This is a genomic window from Chryseobacterium sp. GW823-FHT05E08 (assembly GCF_058795655.1).
In genome coordinates, this window is the sequence record NZ_JBXAHY010000006.1 from 51,498 (window position 1) to 72,369 (window position 20,872).

20 protein-coding genes are annotated in these 20,872 nt (G+C 35.2%); 10 read left to right on the plus strand and 10 right to left on the minus strand.

Annotated elements, in window-relative coordinates:
- Position 1: 1 nt before the first annotated feature.
- The 8 genes from AC1Q7L_RS18405 to AC1Q7L_RS18440 all read left to right on the plus strand — a co-directional run bounded on the left by AC1Q7L_RS18405 (position 2) and on the right by AC1Q7L_RS18440 (position 9,157).
- Positions 2-1,291: an O-antigen ligase family protein gene (locus tag AC1Q7L_RS18405; RefSeq protein WP_073174727.1), complete on the plus strand. Its 1,290-nt coding sequence runs from the start codon at positions 2-4 to the stop codon at positions 1,289-1,291.
- A gap of 132 nt (positions 1,292-1,423) precedes the next feature.
- Positions 1,424-3,733, plus strand: coding sequence for a nucleoside/nucleotide kinase family protein (locus AC1Q7L_RS18410; protein ID WP_073174728.1), 2,310 nt, complete (start codon positions 1,424-1,426; stop codon positions 3,731-3,733).
- Entirely contained in the window at positions 3,730-4,470 is a 741-nt protein-coding gene (locus AC1Q7L_RS18415) for an acyltransferase (protein ID WP_073174729.1), read from the plus strand. Before AC1Q7L_RS18410 ends, AC1Q7L_RS18415 begins: the two co-directional genes overlap by 4 nt.
- Positions 4,418-5,650, plus strand: a complete 1,233-nt coding sequence (locus tag AC1Q7L_RS18420) for a glycosyltransferase family 4 protein (protein ID WP_083536218.1) — start codon at positions 4,418-4,420, stop codon at positions 5,648-5,650. Before AC1Q7L_RS18415 ends, AC1Q7L_RS18420 begins: the two co-directional genes overlap by 53 nt.
- 1 nt (position 5,651) lies before the next feature.
- Positions 5,652-6,107 carry a glycosyltransferase gene (locus tag AC1Q7L_RS18425; RefSeq protein WP_492307447.1) on the plus strand — a complete coding sequence of 152 codons (456 nt, stop codon included), beginning with the start codon at positions 5,652-5,654 and terminating at the stop codon, positions 6,105-6,107.
- Between the two features lie 42 nt (positions 6,108-6,149).
- Positions 6,150-6,728, plus strand: coding sequence for a glycosyltransferase (locus tag AC1Q7L_RS18430; RefSeq protein ID WP_492307446.1), 579 nt, complete (start codon positions 6,150-6,152; stop codon positions 6,726-6,728).
- Positions 6,729-6,854: 126 nt separating this feature from the next.
- Entirely contained in the window at positions 6,855-8,075 is a 1,221-nt protein-coding gene (locus tag AC1Q7L_RS18435; protein WP_083536219.1) for a DUF1972 domain-containing protein, read from the plus strand.
- An 11-nt stretch (positions 8,076-8,086) separates the two neighbouring features.
- A complete protein-coding gene (locus AC1Q7L_RS18440) occupies positions 8,087-9,157 on the plus strand; it encodes a glycosyltransferase family 4 protein (RefSeq protein WP_083536220.1) in 1,071 nt (356 codons plus the stop codon).
- 599 nt (positions 9,158-9,756) lie between these two features.
- Here the strand turns inward: AC1Q7L_RS18440 and AC1Q7L_RS18445 are convergent.
- Positions 9,757-9,909 (minus strand): hypothetical protein, encoded by a 153-nt coding sequence (locus AC1Q7L_RS18445; RefSeq protein ID WP_492307445.1) that lies wholly within the window; start codon positions 9,907-9,909, stop codon positions 9,757-9,759.
- 299 nt (positions 9,910-10,208) lie between these two features.
- On the opposite strand from AC1Q7L_RS18445, the gene AC1Q7L_RS18450 reads away from it, so the two are divergent.
- Complete coding sequence (locus tag AC1Q7L_RS18450; protein WP_492307444.1) at positions 10,209-11,462, plus strand: hypothetical protein; 1,254 nt, start codon at positions 10,209-10,211, stop codon at positions 11,460-11,462.
- A gap of 155 nt (positions 11,463-11,617) precedes the next feature.
- On the opposite strand, the gene AC1Q7L_RS18455 is transcribed toward AC1Q7L_RS18450, so the two are convergent.
- The 9 genes from AC1Q7L_RS18455 to AC1Q7L_RS18495 form a co-directional block, all read right to left on the minus strand.
- Positions 11,618-12,868 carry a hypothetical protein gene (locus tag AC1Q7L_RS18455; protein ID WP_492307443.1) on the minus strand — a complete coding sequence of 417 codons (1,251 nt, stop codon included), beginning with the start codon at positions 12,866-12,868 and terminating at the stop codon, positions 11,618-11,620.
- Between the two features lie 229 nt (positions 12,869-13,097).
- Positions 13,098-13,724, minus strand: coding sequence for an NAD(P)-dependent oxidoreductase (locus AC1Q7L_RS18460; RefSeq protein ID WP_492307442.1), 627 nt, complete (start codon positions 13,722-13,724; stop codon positions 13,098-13,100).
- Position 13,725: 1 nt separating this feature from the next.
- A complete protein-coding gene (locus AC1Q7L_RS18465; protein ID WP_492307441.1) occupies positions 13,726-14,532 on the minus strand; it encodes an inositol monophosphatase family protein in 807 nt (268 codons plus the stop codon).
- A 60-nt stretch (positions 14,533-14,592) separates the two neighbouring features.
- Positions 14,593-15,474 carry an AraC family transcriptional regulator gene (locus AC1Q7L_RS18470; RefSeq protein WP_492307440.1) on the minus strand — a complete coding sequence of 294 codons (882 nt, stop codon included), beginning with the start codon at positions 15,472-15,474 and terminating at the stop codon, positions 14,593-14,595.
- A 65-nt stretch (positions 15,475-15,539) separates the two neighbouring features.
- On the minus strand, positions 15,540-16,175 hold the full coding sequence (locus tag AC1Q7L_RS18475; RefSeq protein WP_492307439.1) for a nitroreductase family protein: 636 nt from the start codon (positions 16,173-16,175) through the stop codon (positions 15,540-15,542).
- 60 nt (positions 16,176-16,235) lie between these two features.
- Positions 16,236-16,679, minus strand: a complete 444-nt coding sequence (locus tag AC1Q7L_RS18480) for a nuclear transport factor 2 family protein (RefSeq protein ID WP_492307438.1) — start codon at positions 16,677-16,679, stop codon at positions 16,236-16,238.
- Positions 16,680-16,736: 57 nt separating this feature from the next.
- Positions 16,737-17,735: a VOC family protein gene (locus AC1Q7L_RS18485; RefSeq protein ID WP_492307437.1), complete on the minus strand. Its 999-nt coding sequence runs from the start codon at positions 17,733-17,735 to the stop codon at positions 16,737-16,739.
- Between the two features lie 212 nt (positions 17,736-17,947).
- On the minus strand, positions 17,948-18,805 hold the full coding sequence (locus AC1Q7L_RS18490; protein WP_492307436.1) for an SDR family oxidoreductase: 858 nt from the start codon (positions 18,803-18,805) through the stop codon (positions 17,948-17,950).
- A gap of 114 nt (positions 18,806-18,919) precedes the next feature.
- The gene (locus AC1Q7L_RS18495) at positions 18,920-19,498 is read right to left on the minus strand and encodes a Crp/Fnr family transcriptional regulator (RefSeq protein WP_492307435.1); all 579 of its coding nucleotides are present in this window, start codon (positions 19,496-19,498) and stop codon (positions 18,920-18,922) included.
- Positions 19,499-19,690: 192 nt separating this feature from the next.
- On the opposite strand from AC1Q7L_RS18495, the gene AC1Q7L_RS18500 reads away from it, so the two are divergent.
- Positions 19,691-20,827, plus strand: coding sequence for a helix-turn-helix domain-containing protein (locus AC1Q7L_RS18500; protein ID WP_492307434.1), 1,137 nt, complete (start codon positions 19,691-19,693; stop codon positions 20,825-20,827).
- Positions 20,828-20,872: the final 45 nt, after the last annotated feature.

Here is a 20,872-nt window from a genome sequence, read left to right on the forward strand (position 1 = left end):
TATGGAAACTTTATCTATATCCCATCAAAAATTTTTAAAAACAATAAACAGCCAGCTTTTTATTGTCCTTTTATTAATGGTTGCCTGCTTTTTTACCTGGAGTGAGAATGTCGCGATTACAAGAGCCATAAAAGTAGTGGGAAGAATGGGCGTTATGTTTTCATCTATACTTATTTATCAAAAAATAATCAGGTATGGCAGCATCAATTCTCTTACCTACAAAAACATCTTCTCCCCTATTCTTTATATGACCTATCTTACGTTGGGGTTTATCTCCTTTTCGTGGAGTACAAATCCGGGCTTTAGTGCCCTACAGTGGTTTATGACTTTTCAGAGCTTTGTTTTTGCCTATTTTTTTGTGAAAAGCCTTAAAATTCTGGATATCTACTTTGAAGGACATACTATCAGGCTCTATCATTTGCTTGGTAATTCTGTTTTTATCCTTCAGTTGGTTTTCGTCATTGGAATGTGGGTGGCTCCAGATGTTTTTTTCCGTCTCACAGATGGCGGTGAGGAAGCAAGACTTGGCGGAACTTTAATGAATCCCAACGAACTGGGAATGTTAGCCGGTGTAGGATGTGCCTGTCTTATTTTTGACCTTTACCGCTTTAAAAATAAAGTATGGACCATCATCAAAATTCTTATCATCATGTATGCTCTGTATATGACAGGGTCCAGATCTTCGCTTATCGGGGTGTTGCTTATTATATTTTTTCATGTGAACCAAACGAAAAGAAAAACCCTTAAATTCGGAATTATGGCCGTCGTAGCTGCGGTAGCACCATTTGCAGTATACAGTATCATTTTGAAAGGAGGAGACCAATCCCGTCTGGAAGAAGTAATGAGTCTTACAGGAAGGCTTCCTTTCTGGAAGGCACTGATAACAGAAGGCTTACCAAGAGAACCGCTTTTAGGCTTCGGTTTTATGCGGATCGATTACAAAGAATTTTTTCAGAGTGCCCATACCTATCCTGGAAAAATGACCCATAATACCTTTATGCAGGTACTGATGAATTTGGGATTCATTGGTTTTACAATTGTTTTATTTCAGGTATTTTTTACCGTGAAATCTATTTTATCCGAACAAAAAGAAATTAAACTCATGCTGATCGGGATTTTGATTCCTGTTGTTATTAATTCTTTTACAGAATTTGGAATCTTTGGTGAGAGTAATTATGGCATCATGTTTTACCAGATTATCATTTTTTCCATTGCCTTTAAAAATAACAATCATCTTACCCGCCCGCAAAAAATCATATTAAGAAAAAAACGGCCGGATCTTGTGGTTTAAAATTCCAGCCCTTGCACTATTTTTCCATTTTTTGGAAAATAAAAATTAAAAAACATCAATAAAATACTGAAATACAAACATTTAAATACTTGGCAAACTATTTACATCCTTATTTACTATACAAGAAATGCCATGAAGAATATATTTAAAAATACAGGATACAGATTGTTTACGAAACAACAGCCAGAAAGTGTGAAAATTTCTTTTTCTTACATCCCCAACCCTGATGGGAGTGTGAGATGGTTTTGGAGCTCAAATTCAAAAAGACCATTATTTTTAAAGTTCTATAATATAGCCACCTTTAAGGCAAAAATGTTCTCATTGTTTGTAAAATTACTATTTGTAATGCATCTACAGAAACTGATTTTCAAGAAAGAAACATTGTACTATATAGCAGGTGAAAAGCCTATTTTCGACATTGAAAGTGATTGGGCAATTTTTACCGGAACTGTAGGTCCTAATAATAAATGTCTTTTATTTTCAGATGGATATTTTTATAAAATTGCAAGTACAGAGCAAGCAAAACAACTCATCCATAATGAATTTCAAAGCCTAAAAATATCCAAAAACAATGCAAAATATATTACCCCATCTTCAAAAATGGTTAATGAATATGTTCTACAGCTTTCAGATATTTCTGCTGGCGGAGAGAGAGTAAATGAATTGACACTTATACACGCAAAGACAATACTAGACATTACAAAAAAGAAAACACAAAGTACAAAAGTAGCAGATTGGAGATATTTTCAGGATCTAAAAACTGATTTTGACAGTCTAAATGATGAGCGGATTCCTAAAAACTTATTACGAAAATTAAAGCTTGTCCTAAGTGGCATCAATGAAAACGAAAAAGTAGATCTTTCTTTTTCTCATGGTGATTTTACTTCCTGGAACTGCTATATAAAAGACCATACACTGGCAATCTATGATTGGGAACTGGCATCCTTTGAAAGACCAAAAGGATTTGATTTTTTTCATTTTATTATCCAAAACGGTATCTTAATTCAGAAAAAATCCTGGAAGAATATTTTTAAAGAGATTAAGGAAAAAAATGCAATAGCCTTCCAGTATGACGATAAAGAACTTGAAAAGTATTTAAAATTTTATCTTCTCATCAACCTATTATCATACCTGAAAATATATTCGGAACAAGAGAAATGGCATGTACAGATTCACTGGCTTTTACAGACCTGGACTGAAGCTTTAAATATTTTTCTTACAGAAAACAATACAGAAAGAGAACTTTTGATCATGGATATTTTTGATCAGCTGTATCATACCCCTTATGCCACTTTAAAATTTCATAACGAAGCTCCTGAAAATCTGAAATTAAATTCTGATATCGATATAATCATATCTTCCCGAAATGCAAAAAAGATGATTGCCTTTTTATCTGCCAACAGTCTCGTACAAAACGTTACAACCGTTAAAAAATCGTTTATGTACTCTGTAAGAATTATCACAAAGCATCATGAAATTCTTAACCTTGACCTCATCTCTCAGTTGAAATGGAAATACCTGCAAATCATGGATACAAATGAAGTTTTGGCAAACAAATTTAAAAACAGTTTTGGAGTCTATAAAGTTTCTGAAAAAGATACAGCCCGGTTTATTCACCTCTTTTATCATCTTAATGAATCGGAAATTCCTGATTCCTATAAAAATTTTATTTCAGAACATGTGGATTCAAAAAAAACAAATGATAAAAAAACAATCATAAAAGTTCTGAAAACAAAAAATGACAACAAAGGTTTCCGATTTCTGAAAAATGTATACCATTTTCTGAAAGATTCTTTCTCAGAAAAAGGCTTTATCATGACATTCAGTGGTGTGGACGGAGCAGGAAAATCCACTGTTATTTCTGAAGTTTCTGAGCTGATAGAAAAACGGTATCGAAGACCTGTAAAAATATTGAGACACAGACCCTCACTTCTTCCTATTCTGAGTGTATGGACCAAAGGTAAAGAAAAAGCCCACCAGGATGCGGTGAGTTCTCTGCCAAGACAAGGGAACAATAAGAGTCCTGTTTCTTCTTTATTCAGATTCGGGTATTATTATACAGATTATATTTTAGGGCAGTTTATTATTTACCTCAAATATGTCCTAAGAGGAAAAATAGTACTATATGACAGATATTACTTCGACTTTATTGCAGATGCTAAACGAAGTAATATCCAACTTCCAAAGGCTGTTACTGAAAGTGGATATCATCTGTTGATGAAGCCGAAATTCAATTTCTTCCTTTATGCGGCTCCCGAAAAAATCCTCAGCAGAAAAAGAGAACTTTCTTATCGTTCTATAGTGGACTTGACCACAGAATACAGCACATTGTTTTCAAAACTGAATAAGAAAGACCAGAATGTAAAATATCTTTCCATTGAAAACAATGATCTTGATACGACTTTGGATACCATAATGAACACCATAATTACTGCAAAATGAAACCAATTGTTGAAAAAATCATAAGACTTAGAAACCCTGATTTTACGATAGATGATTCATTGAACTCCGGAGCTATTCTTCAGCTGATATGGATTCAGCTCTGGAGCATCATCAGGGGATTAAAGGTTATTTTCTTCTTTAAGAATCCAAAAGGAATGCTTTTAGGGAAGAGAGTCAGCTTTTTTAATCCTTCCAAAATGAAATGGGGGAAATTCCTGAGACTGGGAAATGATGTCTATGTTTCTGCATTGTCAAAACAGGGAATAGAATTCGGAAATAATGTTTCTATCGGAGCTTTTAGCAGAATTATTGTTTCCACTTCCTTTAATAATATTGGAGAAAAGATAAAAATAGGAAATAATGTAGGCATCGGAGAATTTGCCTATCTGGGAGGTTCCGGAGGACTGGAAATCGGTGATGAATGCATCGTTGGGCAGTACCTGAGCTGTCATCCCGAGAATCATAATTATGAAGATTTAGATATTGCCATAAGAAATCAGGGGGTTAACAGAAAAGGAATCAAAATCGGGAAAAACTGCTGGATCGGCAGCAAAGTTACCATTTTGGATGGTGTAGAGATTGGTGATGGCTGCATTTTGGCGGCAGGAAGTGTCATTACAAAATCTTTTCCCAACAACAGTATTATAGGAGGCATTCCTGCAAAACTATTAAAAACAAGAACTCATGACAACCAATCAATCTGTCCTGGCAACTTGCTACGCAGTGAATCCTTATAAAGGTTCAGAAGATGCGATGGGCTGGAATTTTGTGTATCAAATTGCCAGATTCCGAAAAGTGATCGCTATCACAAGGGAAAATAACAGAGTACATATCGATAAATATATGGCAGAAAATCCTGATACCATTTATCAGAATATGCGTTTTCTCTATTTTGATCTTCCCTATTGGATGCGTTTCTGGAAAAAGGGCAACCGGGGAGCAATGCTGTATTATTATCTTTGGCAGAAAGGAATTATTTCGTTTATCAAAAAACAAAAACTAGATTTTGATATTGTTCATAACGTCAATTTTCACAACGACTGGACGCCAAGTTTTTTATGGAAGCTTAATAAGCCAATGGTCTGGGGGCCCGTAGGACATCATCCGCTGATTCCCAAACAATATCTGCAAGATTATTCCAAAAAATATTTTATAAAAGACCGTCTCACATGGATGGTGAAAAATTTCTTCTGGAACTTTTCGCCTTCATTAAGGAACACTATCAAACATTCAGATCATACCTGGTGCATGAATACCGGAGTCCCTGAAAAGCTTGGTCTTTCTGAAAATAAATATTCACTCTATCCGTCCGTAGCTTCGGAAGACTTTTTCCAAAGCAATGATATTACTGTAAAATCTGATTTTACGGTGATAAGCGTGGGAAGATTTGTTCCGTTAAAAGGCTTTGATTTAACCATAAGATCATTTGTAGGGTTTATCAATAGCCTTCCGGAAAAAGACAGAGCGCAATGCAGGCTGATCCTGGTAGGAACAGGTGAACAAAAAGAATTTTACCTGCGTCTTATTACCGAAAACCAGATGAATGATTATATTGAAATCATTGAATGGATCGACCGCAGAGACCTAATGAAAATGTACCAAAAAGCTTCCGTATTTCTTTTTCCTTCGCATGAAGGAGCAGGAATGGTGGTTCCGGAAGCACTTTCTTTTGGATTACCGGTGGTATGCCTTCAAAATGAAGGTCCTGGAGAATTTGTGAATCATCAGTCTGGTATTACAGTTCCCCAGCAGGAATATAACCAGACTATACAGGGCTTAAGCGGCGCATTGCTCAGATTATTTTTGGATAAAAATCTTCAGAAAGAAATGAGTGCCGGAGCCAGAAAACATTACCTTGAAAGATTCTCATGGGAAAAAAGAGGAGAACATCTCAACAACATTTATAACCAACTGTAAGATGAAAAGAATTGTTGCCATCCATTTATTGAACGATTACAGCGGAAGTCCGAAAGTACTGATGCAACTTTTGAAAGCCTGGACAAAAAACGGAATTGATACTCATCTTTTTACTTCCGGTGGACGGACAGGGTTTCTTTCCGATATACCCAACGTTAAAAATCATTTCTTTTGGTATCGGTTTTCCCCCAGCTCATGGGTAAGAATAGCTAATTTTTTTGTGAGCCAGTTTCTTTTGATGATCAAGCTTTTGTCTTTTCTAAAAAAGCAGGACATCGTCTATATTAATACGGTACTTCCTTTTGGGGCAGCTATTGCCGGAAAAATAAAAGGTTGCAAAATCATTTATCACATTCACGAAACCTCCGTAAAACCTAAAATATTTAAAAATTTTCTTTTCGGAATGGCAAAACACACTGCTGATAAGATCGTTTTTGTTTCAGATTATCTCTTATAACAGGAATCTCTGATAGATCGTCAGGTCCTTCTCTATAATGTTTTGGAAAGTGATTTTACAGATCAGGCAGATCAGTTCCAATATTTGGAAAAGCCCGTTCCGATTGTCCTGATGATCTGTTCTTTAAAAATATACAAAGGTGTTGACGAATTTTTAAAATTAGCAGAAAAAAACAACAGCTACCTGTTCAAATTGGTTGTGAATGCTTCTGAAAAAGAAATACAGGAGTATTTCAGAGGAAAAACAATTCCGGAGAACCTTACCATCTATCCTACACAAACCAATACCCATCCTTTTTATCGGGAAGCAAGCATCATAGTCAATTTATCTCATCCTGATCTTTGGGTAGAGACTTTCGGACTGACAATTCTGGAAGGAATGCGTTATCGTCTCCCTGCAATTGTTCCTCCGGTTGGCGGGGTAACCGAATTGGTGAAAGACGGTAAAAACGGATTTTTGATTCATTCTAAAGATATCGACGAATTATCTGAAAAGATTACTTATATACTAAGCAATTCAGATGTGTACCAATCTCTCAGCGAGGCATCTTATCAGACAAGTCTTTCGTTTTCAGAAACTTATTTTGAAAAGGAATCTCTACAGATTATTTCCAATTTATAATTTATTTTCCATTTTTTGGAACATGGCATCATAGCTCAAACAACTTAAAATATTGGTTATCAATTATTTAAAAGTGATTTTACTTTTGGAATATGAATAGTAATACTGTTATCAAATACATCTATTATGAAGACAAAAGTAGCCATTATCGGAACTGTGGGTTTACCCGCTAAATATGGAGGATTCGAAACGTTAACCGCTCACCTTGTAGAAGAGCTTGCTGATACTTACGATTTTACAGTCTACTGTTCATCAAAAAAATATACGAAAGAAGAGAGAACCGAAAGCTGGAAGGGCGCAAAACTAAAATATCTTCCTCTTGATGCCAACGGAATTCAAAGCATCCCTTATGATACCTTGTCTATTCTTCACTCATTATTCTGTAGTGACGTTCTATTAGTTTTAGGGGTTGCAGGAGCATGGTTATTACCATTTGTAAGATTATTTACCCATAAAAAAATTATCATTTCGATTGATGGTATAGAATGGAAAAGAGACAAATGGTCTTTACCTGCAAAATTATATTTGTGGTGGGCAGAAAAACTGGCCGTGAGATTTTCCCATATTGATATTTCTGATAATGAATCTATCCAGGATTATACTTCTTTACGATATAAAACGATTAGCAGAGTCATAGAATATGGTGCCGACCATACAAAAGTAAATTTGATCCCAACTTCTGAAAATATAGAAAAATATCCGTTCTTATCAGAAGAATATGCTGTAAAAGTATGCAGAATAGAACCAGAAAATAACGTTCATACTATTGTAAAAGTTTTCAGTGAACTTCCTGATCGTACACTGGTATTGGTTGGCAACTGGAAAAACAGCCAGTATGGTATCGATATAAAGCAGCAATATTCAGGCTTTAAAAACATTCATCTTCTGGATCCTATTTATGATCAGGAGCTCATAGACCTTATTCGTGGAAATGCTTCTTTCTATATTCATGGGCATTCTGCAGGCGGTACCAATCCTTCTTTAGTAGAAGCGATGTTTTTAGGGCTCCCTATTATAAGCAATGGAGTTTCTTACAACAGAACCACAACAGAGCATCAGGCTTTTTATTTCTCCAATGAGGAAGATCTTAAAAATGTTTTAACTGAAATTAAAAAAGAAGATCTGAAGAATTGTGCCATACAGATGAAGAAAATAGCAGAGAGAAGATATACCTGGAAAAAAATCGCAAAAAAATACAGTCAGCTAATTGAAGAAACATTTACAATCAATAAGAAAACCAATGTTTACCCTGTGATTTCAAAATTAGATAAAAAAATTCTTGAAAAATATAACCTAGAACATTTGAAAAATATACAACTGTTCAACAGTTCAAATAAAACCGCTTAAAACCAAACGCCATGAAAAATTGTATAGAACTATCCATACTGGGAATTCTTGCCTTCATTTTATCGATGTGTATCATTCCGATGATGAGAACTGCTGCCCAAAAACTTAAATTAGTAGATATTCCCAATTCAAGAAAAGTTCATCAGACGGCAATTCCTTTAATTGGAGGCTTAGTAATAGGCATTGTTGTTATTTTGCTAATGGGTGTTACCGTCAGTAACAGCCTGAAAGAAATACTTCCCATCATCATCACTTCATACATTATGCTGTTGGTAGGAACTTTAGATGACAAAACGGACATTAAGGCAATCTATAAGCTGGGGATACAACTCTGTGTGAGTGTAATAATAGCAACATCCGGAATCAGAATATCTTCTTTGTACGGGCTATTCGGAGTTTATGAAATCAATATTTACCTGCAATACATTCTTACCGTTTTGGTTATTACCACTGCAGTGAACTCCTTTAATCTGATCGATGGAATAGACGGATTGGCAGGAAGCGTTGCAGGAATAGGTTTTGGTCTATTTTTTATTATCACTCTTATAGAAGGCAACGTTAGCCTTGCAAGAATTGGCATTTTGTTCATTGGCAGTATCCTGGCTTTCCTCAAGTACAATTTTTCCAAAAAAAACAAAATATTTTTAGGAAACTCCGGCGCCTTATTTTTAGGATATCTATTAATTTGCCTGGGCATTTATATTACGAAATTTGACCACAGTACAGCTCATAATTTCCCTTATGGTATCTTCTTCATTCTATTTGTATTTACCATCCCTGTCATAGATTCTGTAAGAGTATATACTGATAGAATTTTAAGAGGTAAATCTGCATTCAAAGCAGATAAAACACACATTCATCATCATCTTTTACAATTGGGACTGTCTCATAAAAAAATTACTTTGATCTTTTTATCAATCAATGTTTTCGTTCTTGCTATTCAGATCATCTTTTTCAAAAGCTATTCAATTTACACTATATTATTTTCTTTTCTTGTATTCATCTTAATATTTAAGCTGATCAAAACGATCAACCTTTTTTTAACCTGGAAAAATAACATCAAACAAATGGAAAATTCATAAACATATCTTACAAAATGAAAATAGAATCATATAAAAACTGATACTTAATTTTGTTTATAGTTTTTTTTCAGAAACTAAAATGATTGGGCTGTAAAACAATCGGAATCCTTTGTAAATATTTCACTACATAATTCGATACTTCTTTGGCTGTGGGTGCAAGACCATTTAAGACATCTAATTATTGGAAAACTGATAATTTAACTTTTTATGAATTTTAGAAATTAAATTGATAAAAATGAGCTTTGTAGTTCTTGCTTAATTTGGCTCAAACGAACCAAATCATCTATAAAAGTGTTTGAAGATAATCCCGTCTTGGTCACAAGACCGACATTTGAAGATTTCACTCTTCAATGTCGGTTTTTTTTATTTCCTAATCCACTGTTATACTGACCGATACATTGTGCAACAATATTCATTTTAGGTATTTGAAAACTTTTCCCGTCAAATTCAACTTTTTAAATTAACCCTAACCCACCATTTTTGCAAACTGCTGCTAGCAAACGTTTTTTCTATTTATTTAATTTTTCTAATTCGGGTAATTCATTTTTATACTTTTCAACGTCTCAAATTAAATTCCAATTTTTAACATAGTCAGAGATTCAACCTAAGCCAACTTCTGTTCTTCTTTTATCTACATTGTCAGGGTCAATTAAAGGTAAAACATATTGAGTTTTATTATTTGGATTGGTTCCTATTTGGCTTCCGTATATTTGTTTTCTACCTTCTCGAATTTCTATTCTGTCAATTAACAAAGCTAAAGAACTTGGACTTGCATTACGTCAATCTGATTTACATAACTTTCGTAAAGCTATTTATGTTACTAATATAAAATTTATTTTGATGATTTGATTCTTAAGTGCTTACTATTTTTTTTGACCGCCTTGAATCTATTAAGTAATTTCTGTCTGAAAAGATTAAGACTGTTTTACATACTTATAACGAATCAGCGTACAAGACTTTACAAGGATTTTTTGAAGCCTAAGGTGCAGGACACTCTATTAAGGCATTCATACTAATTTAGCTAGAAATCAATTAGTAATCAGATTATATTATGTATCGAAAACTATATTTATCATTACTTTTAGTAAGTTCATTTTGTGGACTAACTTACGCACAGCAACTGGCCTTTCCCGGAGCCGAAGGGTTTGGACGTTTTGCGGCTGGCGGACGGGGTGGCAATGTTTATCACGTGACCAATCTTAACGATACAGGCGCAGGTTCATTTAGGGATGCGGTAAGCCAGACTGGCAGAACTGTTGTTTTTGATGTAGCTGGTGTGATCAAAATCAAAGAAAAAATTACAGCTGCCCCCGGAATTACCATTGCAGGTCAGACGGCACCGGGAACTGGCATCACTGTTTATGGCAATGGCGTATCTTTTGGCGGTAATTCCATTATAAGATATATTAGGTTCCGAGGAAGCATTAATATGCCCAAAGGAGCTTGCACCGTAGTAGCAGATGACCTGAAGGATATTATCTTTGACCACGTTTCTATAGAATGGGGCAGATGGGATAATCTGCATGTAAAAAACAGCACCAATGTTACCCTCCAATACTGCCTTATCGGTGAAGGTATAGATCCTCAGCGTTTTGGAGCCTTATTGGAAAATCCTGTAGATATGACCGTGCATCACAGTCTATGGACAGGAAACCAAAGTCGTAGCCCCAAGGCGAAAGCAAAAATTGAATACCTTAATAATGTAGTCTACAACTGGGGCAAAAGCGCTTTCATTGGAGGACATTCTGCTACAGACCATTATCAGGATCTTGTTGGTAATTACTTTATTGCCGGGCCAAGTTCGACCAATGATTTTTTAAGCATGTTCACTCCTACTGATCATGTTTATCACAAAGATAATTATGTAGACCTCAACAAAGATGGCAAAGTAAACGGTCGCTTGGTTATTGATGAAGATTTTATCAAACAAACAGCCACGCTGGTAAAAGAACCATCAGCAATGTCAAGAAGTAGTGTTAAAATTCATGCTGCGGATGATGCCTGGAAAATAGTTCTGGCAGAAGCTGGTTCTTCTCTAAAACGGGACGTAGTAGATAACCGCATCATCGGGTATTTTAAGAGTCTCGGTAAGAAAGGTCAGATTTTCAAAACTGAAGCTGATGCCGGCGGACAACCGGAAATGAAACAGATAATCTCAAAGCTTAGAGATACAGATATGGATGGCATTCCTGATAGCTGGGAAACTAAAAATAAGCTGAACGCTAACGACGCTGCAGATGCAGCAACAATAACGCAAACAGGTTATACAAATTTGGAAAACTATATTAACAGTTTAGTAAAATAATTGAAAATATTTCTGAACCGTTAGTTATTCAGGTTGACGAATTCTTCCATGGTGAAAATTTCGGGGTTATAAAGGGTATGTCTTTGTTAAAAAATAAAAGAGACTGTTTTTTGAGACAGCCTCTTTTTTATTTCTTAATCTAATACGCATTTCTGCTATTCATATTTAGAAAAATCAACCGCAAATATGCATCGATTGACCTGACTTCCGTTCTGTGCTCCGGCATTGGGTTCAAATTCCGTCAAACTCCACAGATAACCATATTGAGATTCATAGTAAAGAGATTCGGATCCGTATGGCCATCGGTAACGTACAGTATCATCGGCTCCATCGGTATAACGGGCTAATCTTGCATTGGAGCCATAAGAATTGCTTGGAGATCCGGTACACGAAAGCCATGTTCTGTTCCCTTTTCGGAATACCCCTTGTATTCCATGAGCGTGATTATCCGTGAAAAGACTATTCTTTGGGGTCACTGCGACAATTCCTGTATTTTGAAGTGTTCCATTCGCGTCAACAGGAAAACCAAATACCTGAGGAACAATGGAAGCATCAGCACTGCCTGCATAGTATTGCCCTGTCCAGAACTGAGTTCCTTCATCATTGACCTGTATAGTGGAGAAAGGATTAGCATTGTTAATTTTTTGATACCCTATCTGAGGCAATATATATCGATAATTAAATGCGAATAAATTACCGTTGGCATCTTTACCACATTTCTCATTGGTCGTGTCACCTGTGGTCACTTCAATTATTTTATTCAAATCAAATATCCGAACACCCAAATTTGTGCTGCTTAGATATATTTTACCCTTAAAATAGGCAATCCCTCCGGCATGTACGTTCAATGGAGCGTAAGAACCATATTGTGAATAAGTCGTTGTAGTTGCCGGAATATCAGGCTGTACCAACAGAATATGACGATACGTTAGATAAGTACTTGAACTCGGACTAATGTCAATCAGCGTAATGCGGGAACCTTTATACTCAGCATCATCTTTTGCATACCAACTCACCAACAGATAACGAACACCATCTTTGGTAAATCCTGCAATCCCTTGAGGTCTCCAAATCGATGTAGTTTCATCATCGGTATTCCAACGGATTCCTCTTACTCTGTTTTCTTCAGGGATATTGAACCCGTATACCTCGGTGTAAGCATTTCCGCCTATAGCCTGACGGTTTTTATCGATCTGAGATGGGTTCAGAAAACTAAAGCCAGAGTTGATGTAGGTACTTGTATCCACATAAGCATTGACACTTACGTCCGTAGCCGCTTTATTAACGTTGAGTTTTGAAGAAAGCTCTTCTTCCATTGAAGCTGAAGCAATTTCATTATTCTGGCATCCGATGCCTGTTACTGCAAGCATAAGCATCCATCCAAGGAATTTTTGTCTTTGAATCATGATTAATTTAATGTGTTTTAATAGTTTTTTAATTGTTTGCGAAACTATCGGATTCTCTTTTTATTTAAATCACGTAAGCGTTAATTATCTATTAAATTTATGATTCCAGCACTACTCTGGAGATTTCACCAAAAATGATCAGTCTTCAAGATACCATCCTGACCAGATGTTAAAAATGGGGCTTTACTAAAAAATAGTGGCGGATATAATTCTGTCACTATTTTTTAGATTAATTTGTTAGCGCTACATATTGATGAATAAATCTTTGATTTTCAGCTTCGTCAATTAAGAATTTTGCTACATCGGCTCTTGATATCTTTTCCACTTTCATTCCTTTTTTAAGTTCGGATAATACTTTGTAAGATGAGGTTGCACTTCCGTTGGTAAGTATTCCGGGTCTTATGATTTCCCATTTCAAACTACTTTTAGTGATCAGTTCTTCCATTTCTGTTTTATTGATGTATTGATCTTTCAGGAATAATGATATAACCGTTCGCATAAAAAAACTTAAATAATTTTTACTTTCTCCCGCCCCAAAACCTGTAATGGCCAAAATTGGTGGAGAAAAATTAAGTTCATCAGTCACATTAATGAGCGTTTTGGCAATATCAGAAAAAAGGGTTGTTGCTTTTTTATTTTTTGTTCCTACAGTTATCAAAACCACCTCGGAATTTTTAATTGCTTTTTTCAAATCAATTGGTGAGGTTGCACTTCCATTTATTTTAATGAGATTGGGATGATCTGTAATATGATTTGTGTTTGTAGATAATGCTGTTACCGTATGTCCTTTTTCGAGCGCCTGATTTACGGATTCCAATCCAATTCCAGCTCCAGCTCCTATGATTGCTATATTCATTTTAAATTTTAGATTTAATTGAGAGATATTTTTCAGCAGCCGTTTTTTGTGCTGCCAAGAGGTTTTCACTTCCCCATTTCCAAGATTTCCCATCGGTTGTTAAAATTTCAGCTCCAGCTTCTTTAGCGATAAGCAATCCGGCAATCCAATTATAGGTATCGAGATCTTCCTGAATAAACAGATCAATCCTTCCTGCAGCTACATAAGCCAATTGCAGTCCGTGCGGCCCATAATTTCTAACAATTCCAAAATTATCCAGCAGTTTTGTTACCGTGGATCCAATCTTTCCATTCAAATGATTGTTGGATTTGTCCTGATGTCCATACTCAAAAACCGCAAGCATAACTGCCAGATCTGTTTTATGACTTATTTTTAATACTTTATCATTCATAAAAGCACCTTCACCATCTTTTGCCCAAAACATTTCATCAGCCAACGGATCATAAATAACAGAAAATAAAGGTTTTCCATCACATATAAGGGCTAAATTGATCGTCCAACCCGCAATATGCTGAAGATATTGTATGGCGCCATCCATTGCATCACACAACCAATATTCGTGTTGTCCAGCGGGATTTCTTTGTGATTCAGTATCGAACTCGTCACCAATATTCCAAGGAGTATTTGGAAATTCAAGAGATAAATTTTCTTTTAAAGAAGTCAGACACAAGGTATCGATGTCTTCCAACTGTTTTAAAAGCCCATCCATACTTTGCGGTATAGGATTTTGTTTATAATCTTTTAGAAAGGCATCCCCCACTTTTCTTACAGCATCGAGTATGACCGGGATATTGATTTCGTTTTGCATTTTAATTATTGTATTAATTACAAGGCAAATCTACTTACAGGATTGCTCTTAATGATAGTTTCAATAAAGGGAAGGATAGTCCTGATCACGGAATTTTTTTCGAAATTCAAGAGGTGTAAGTTTTGTTATTTTTTTAAACAATTTTCCAAAATATACAGGCTCATTGTAACCCACTTCGTAAGCAATTTCTTTAACAGTTTGTTCTGTAAAATAAAGCAATCTTTTGGCTTCCATAATCGATGCTTCCTGAATATGAGCGGAAACCGGACTTCCTGTTAATGATTTTACGGTGTCGTTTAAGTGAGAAACTGAGATAGAAAGTGCCGAGGCGTATTGTGCGGGCTGTTTCCAGATTTTGAAATGTTCTTTGCTAAGTTTGATGAAGTTTTCCTTAATAATAATACTGCGGTTTTCTTTCCCTTTTTCAGCGGGCAAATTGGCAACCAATTCTCCAGCAATAAGACTTAAAAGTGCATTTAGTAAAGAATTAATACTTTTTTGGATGTATGAATTTGTATCTCGTAGTTGTACTTTCTCCATTAAATCAAACAAGATAATGATTTGCTGAAAAAAAACGGATTCCTGATGAAGTAAAAACGGATTATTAAATTTATTTTCTAAAAGCTGCAGCACTTCTTTATTGATGAGCGAAGGATCAAAACTGATCATCCATCCTTTTGGATCTTTTACTTCTGACACATAATGTACGGCTTCAGGAAATACACAAATTAATGCCGGAGCAGTAAACTCAATGATTTCAAAATCAATATTTAACCTAAATTCACCTTTTACCGCTACCATCAATTGACAGTGATTATCCCGGTGCGGTTTAGAAACATCGTGTTCTTCAACTTCCTGATCTTCCATATTTACAATCACAATTCCTGCCTTTGCCTGCGGCGAAAGTTCAAAGTGTTGGATTATATGTTTTTCATTTTTCAAGATTGTTAAATGTAGAAATATCTTGACTAATTGCAAAATGGATAATAGAAAATTTTAGTGATTTGTTATTTATAAAAAGTTACAAATTCTTCCATTGGTTTGCGTACTTTTTCATTTTTAAAATTCCAGTCATTTTCTTTGTCCCGATAGCCTACTGCCAAAAGCATCGAACTTCTCAGTCCTTTAGAACTTAAGTCAAGAAACTCATCAAGAGCTACAGGGTCAAAACCTTCCATTGGCGTTGTATCTATTGCCTGTGATGCTGCAGCCACAATGGCTAAACCTAAAGCGATGTTGGCTTGTTTTGCAGCATGATGGAAATTCTCTTCAATGCTCATATTTCCAAAGAATTGTTTAGCAAAATGTCTTTGTCTTTCATAAGGTGCAGATTCAGAATGTCGTTTTAAAATGAGATGATCAAAAACGTGGTCAATCCTTTCCTTAGTATATTCATCCCAAACGGCGAAAACCAACAGATGTGATGACTCGGTAATTGCAAATTGATCCATAGCAATTGGAAGAATCTGTTTTTTTATTTCAGAATCACTGATGACGATAATCTCATACGGCTGTAAACCAATTCCTGAAGGTGCCAAATGTGCAGCTTCCAGAATGATATTGATTTTTACTTCTGCAACCTTTTCTCCTGTCATTCTTTTAGTAGCATAGCGCCAGTTCAAAAGGTCTATTATATTTTCCATTTTTGATAAGGTTTTTAAAATCAAGGTGAAAAAAAATTCAATCACCTTGAAATATGTTTATTAAAAGATTCCCAGCTGCCCCAACATAATCGTTGCTCCAGTGTAACAATGGAATGATTTGATCTTGCCGTTTTCGATTTTGAAGACATCACAACAAGGAACTTGTATCGTTTTTCCCGTAGCTTCAATAGGTCCTGATGGTAATTGTAACGGACCTTTATGCGTTCCGTTCAGAGATAATTCTACAACTACTGTATTCTCATCTTCCAAAACATACAGATCATATAATTCTCTGTGCATATCTGGAAATGCAGTGGCGTAAACATCTACTGTTTTACCGATGTCTTCACCGTAATATTTGGTTCCCGCAGAGACATCCCAGAAATAACCGTCTTCTGCGAACAGATCAACAAATCCTTTTGTATCCTGGATTTCTGCGATTCTGTACAATTCACGGATTAATGTTTCATTTTTTGAGTTTGGGTTGATGATTGAAGATTTCATAATTGATAATTTTAAATGTTATTATTAAGTAGATTATATTGATTTTAATTTCGAAGATTATTTTTTGCTGTCCACGAAAACATAGAGTTTAACCGCTTTTCCGTTCTCGAAGACGAAAAGATCCATTCCAGTCACAGCATCAGGTTTTTCCGGTGTTCCGTTTTGCCAGAAAAGACGTGCAATGTTGTGATTGACATCAATCGTTTTGATGTGAGTGAATTTTGAACCAGGCGCTTTTTTCTGCAGATCTTCCACAAAACCGTTGATCTCTTTAAAGCCTTTTGCGATAAAATTACTGTCTACCATTTCGATATCGTCGGCATAAACTTTTTTCATCAAAGCTTCACGTTTCTTCAGATCACTTTCATTCCAGATGGCGAGATGTGTTTCAACTAATGAACGAATTTCTGCCTCGGATAAAATTTTTGAACTAATTTCTGATTTTGATGAATTAAAATCTTTCGGAGACCATAGAATTGCAGCAGGTTTATTCTTTTCATAACCTTTACCGTTGGGATAAGAAACCAGTTCCATTTTTGCACCCCAAGGTGTCAAGAAATAAACCCAGGTTTCACCTTCTGTATCGCCTGACGGCATTAGAAATGGCTCACCCAAAAACTGTACGCCTTTACTTTTTAAAAATGTTACACTTTGCTTGATGTCATCCGTATAAAAAGCGATGTGGCTTGCACCAAGATCGTCTCCACCAGGAAATTGTTTGCTGCCTTTATTATCCTGATATTGGAATAATTCGATATTGGCACCAGTTCCGGCTTTTACCATTTTGATCGTTACTGCGCCAGTTCCGGACTGCATATGATTGTTCTTTTTCCAAACATTGTCTAAAGGAATTGGACCTAATGTAGTGACTGCAGAAAAGCCTAATATATCTGTAAAGAAATTAACTGCCTGATTCATATCCGGAACATTGATTCCAACATGATCCACACCAAGAATTTTTGATTTCTCTTGTGCGCCAAGATCAGAAACTGAAGCTGATACTAATAATGCACTGGCGACTGCAGTTGCTTTGATTTGTTTTTTTAAATTGCTCATCTTATTTAATTTTTTTATTGTTATTTGATAAAGCAAATTTCTACCATTTGACCGCGTTCTTCCATTGACAAAAGCTTGAAAAAAAAACAAACAAATGTCAATAAAACTGAAATTTATTTAAAACTATTTCCTTTTAATCTCAACAAAAACCACCTACAAAAAAGGGTTGAAGCATAAATTCTTCAACCCTTTTTAATTTTTTCGAAAAGTAATTAATCATTATATTTTGCTAACCATTTAGCTTTGAGTTCAGCTCTTGCATTGATAAATTCAAGATCAGTTCCCTGAGCAACAGCGTCCAGCGGAAAACGTAAAGGACGGGAACCTTGCTTCATTTGTATCAATTCCAGAATTCCGTCAGCAATAGTTTGTGGATCCATATTGAACTCTTTCATCTTACCAAATAAGGCGGAACCTATGGCATTGAATTGCTCTGTCGCAACCGGATCATAAATACTTGCAATTTCAAGTTTATCTGCATTAACTCCGGCTTTCTGTCCAGTATTCATTTCTGTTGGATAAACTCCGGGTTGTATGGAAACATTATCGATATTAAATTGTTTAAGTTCATCCTGCAGACCTTCCGTTATACTTTCCACACCAAATTTTGACGCAAAATATGGAATCATAAATGGCGATGTGTGTGCACTTGCACCTGAACTAATATTGATGATTAAACCACTTTTCTGCTCACGCATTGATGGTAAAACAGCCTGATACGTTCGGATAACGCCATAAAAATTAACCTCAAACATCTGACGTATTTTGTCCAGACTGTATGCTTCTAATAATCCAAAACCGGAGACGGCAGCATTGTTGACCAAAACATCTATTTTTCCAAATTTCTCTAATGTCTCGGCAAAAGCATTATTTACAGATTGGTCGTCTGTGACATCAATTTCAATGACGTGGATATTGGGTAATGCTTCCAGTTCTTTGGCAGCAGCTTCATTTTTACCTGTCACGCCACGCATTCCTGCAATAACCGTATAACCTTCTTTAGCAAGTGTAGTTGCTGTTAATTTTCCAAATCCTGTGCTTGTTCCTGTAATAAAAATTGTCTTGTTCATCTTTTTAAATTTTGATTGTTATTTAATAAGACAAAATTGACACAACAGGACCTCATCTTCCATTGATAAAAGCTTGAAAAAAATCCAAACAAATGTCAATGAAATGAATTAAGATTATTTCTTCACCTTATTTCTACGTAGTCTGGTAAGCGTTTCCGGCGTAATGCCAATATAGGAAGCAATCATATGCTGGGGAATTCTGTTGACGATGTGAGGATATTTGGCAAGGAAATTCTCATACTTTTCTTCTGCAGTAAAGCTGATATTGGCCAGGATTCTTCCTTGCGAAACAATAAAGCTTCTTTGAATAAGCTGATTGACCAACTGATTAAGCTGTGGAATATCTGCACACAGTTTTTCAAAATCAGGTTTATCAATTAAGATCAATTCTGTTGGTTCTATGGCATCAATATTTAAACGTGAAACTGTTCCGTTGATAAGGCTTTCACGATCGCCTGTCCAATAATTATCGGGCGCAAAATTGATAATATGTTCTGTACCATTCTCAGCAATGGAGAAAGTTTTTACTAATCCCCGACAGATAAAAGCATTGTAATGCCAGACCTCGCCTTCCTGCGAAAGAAATTGTTTTTTGCGAAGTTTTTTCTCTTTACTGGCCGATCTTATTAATTCTAATTGGTCGTTGGAAAGCTCAATTTTGTCTGTGAGGTACTTTTGGAAAATTTCGAACATCTATTTCATAGTTATAGAGCAAATTTAGAAATTTAAAAAGAACAAAGTTGTTTAAATTTTCAAGATATTGATTTACTATTCTTTTTTAATTTTCATCAAATGATTGAGTTTTTTATTTTGATATTAATATAAGTTCGTTTTATCAATTCATATGAAAGAGGTATATTTAAAAACAATTTTTAATATAAAAATTTGATCTATACAACACTTTTAAATATTGCAATTTTCCAAGGAATAGTCTTAGGTTTAGTCATTTTAAGGTCTTCTCTATTCAATAGTAATTCAAATAAATATTTAGCCTACTTACTATTTGCACTTTCCATTGTTTTACTGAATTATGTTTTTGAAATTGAAGGTGCATTTACGTCCTATCCTTTGCTACGTTTTCTGGATTATATTGAGTGGATATTTTTACTACCCGTCTTCATCTTCCTGTTTATAATAAACCGAATAGATGATTCCGTAAAGAACAGACAAAGAACTTATCTATACTACATTCCGTTTGTCTATTCCTCTACTTTTACGATTACCTACCATCTTAATGATATTTTGGGAATTTATAAAATCGGAGATTCAGGTATGTTTATAATTAATATACTTAGACTGATCCAGCTTTTATTTGCCTTTATCATCATCTTGTTTCCCCCTTTTTACTCTTATTTTATGATAAAGCACTTAAAAGACCCACAAGAGAAAAAATGGATAATTACCTTATTAACTACACTCTATTTATTATTATCTATCTGGCTAATTACCTATATGACTGGCTTCTTTTTTGGAATAGACATTTCTTCTACCATGAGTGTGTTGGCTTTATGTGCAACGTTTATTATGCACTGGACAGCTTATATAGGCATTTACAAATACAAGCTTGCAAAAAACAAAGATGCTGTCTACCATTTTTTAAATCAAGATTCAGCTGTTTCGTATAGTAACGTGCAAATTGTACAAAATAATTTCCCACAAGAATATAAGGAATCTATCACGGCTGACAATCTTTACTTTCAGAAACTAGAACTTCTTTGCAAGGATCAGCACATTTATACCGACAGTACATTAAACAGAGAAAAAGTCGCTGAAAAGCTAGGCATAAGCGCAGGATATGTTTCACAAATTGTAAACACGATAACGGGAGATAACTTTGCCCATTATATCAATCAATATCGAGTGGAAGCCGTCAAGGAAATGATTTCAAATTCGGAATATGAAAACTATACTTTGTTGACGATGGGATTAGAATCCGGGTTTACTTCAAAAACGACTTTTTATAATGCCTTTAAAAAAGTTACCGGTCAGACACCCAATGAATATAAAAATACCATCAAATAAGTCCCATTTTATCCATTTTTAAGCTTTTGGAACCCGTTCTAATTT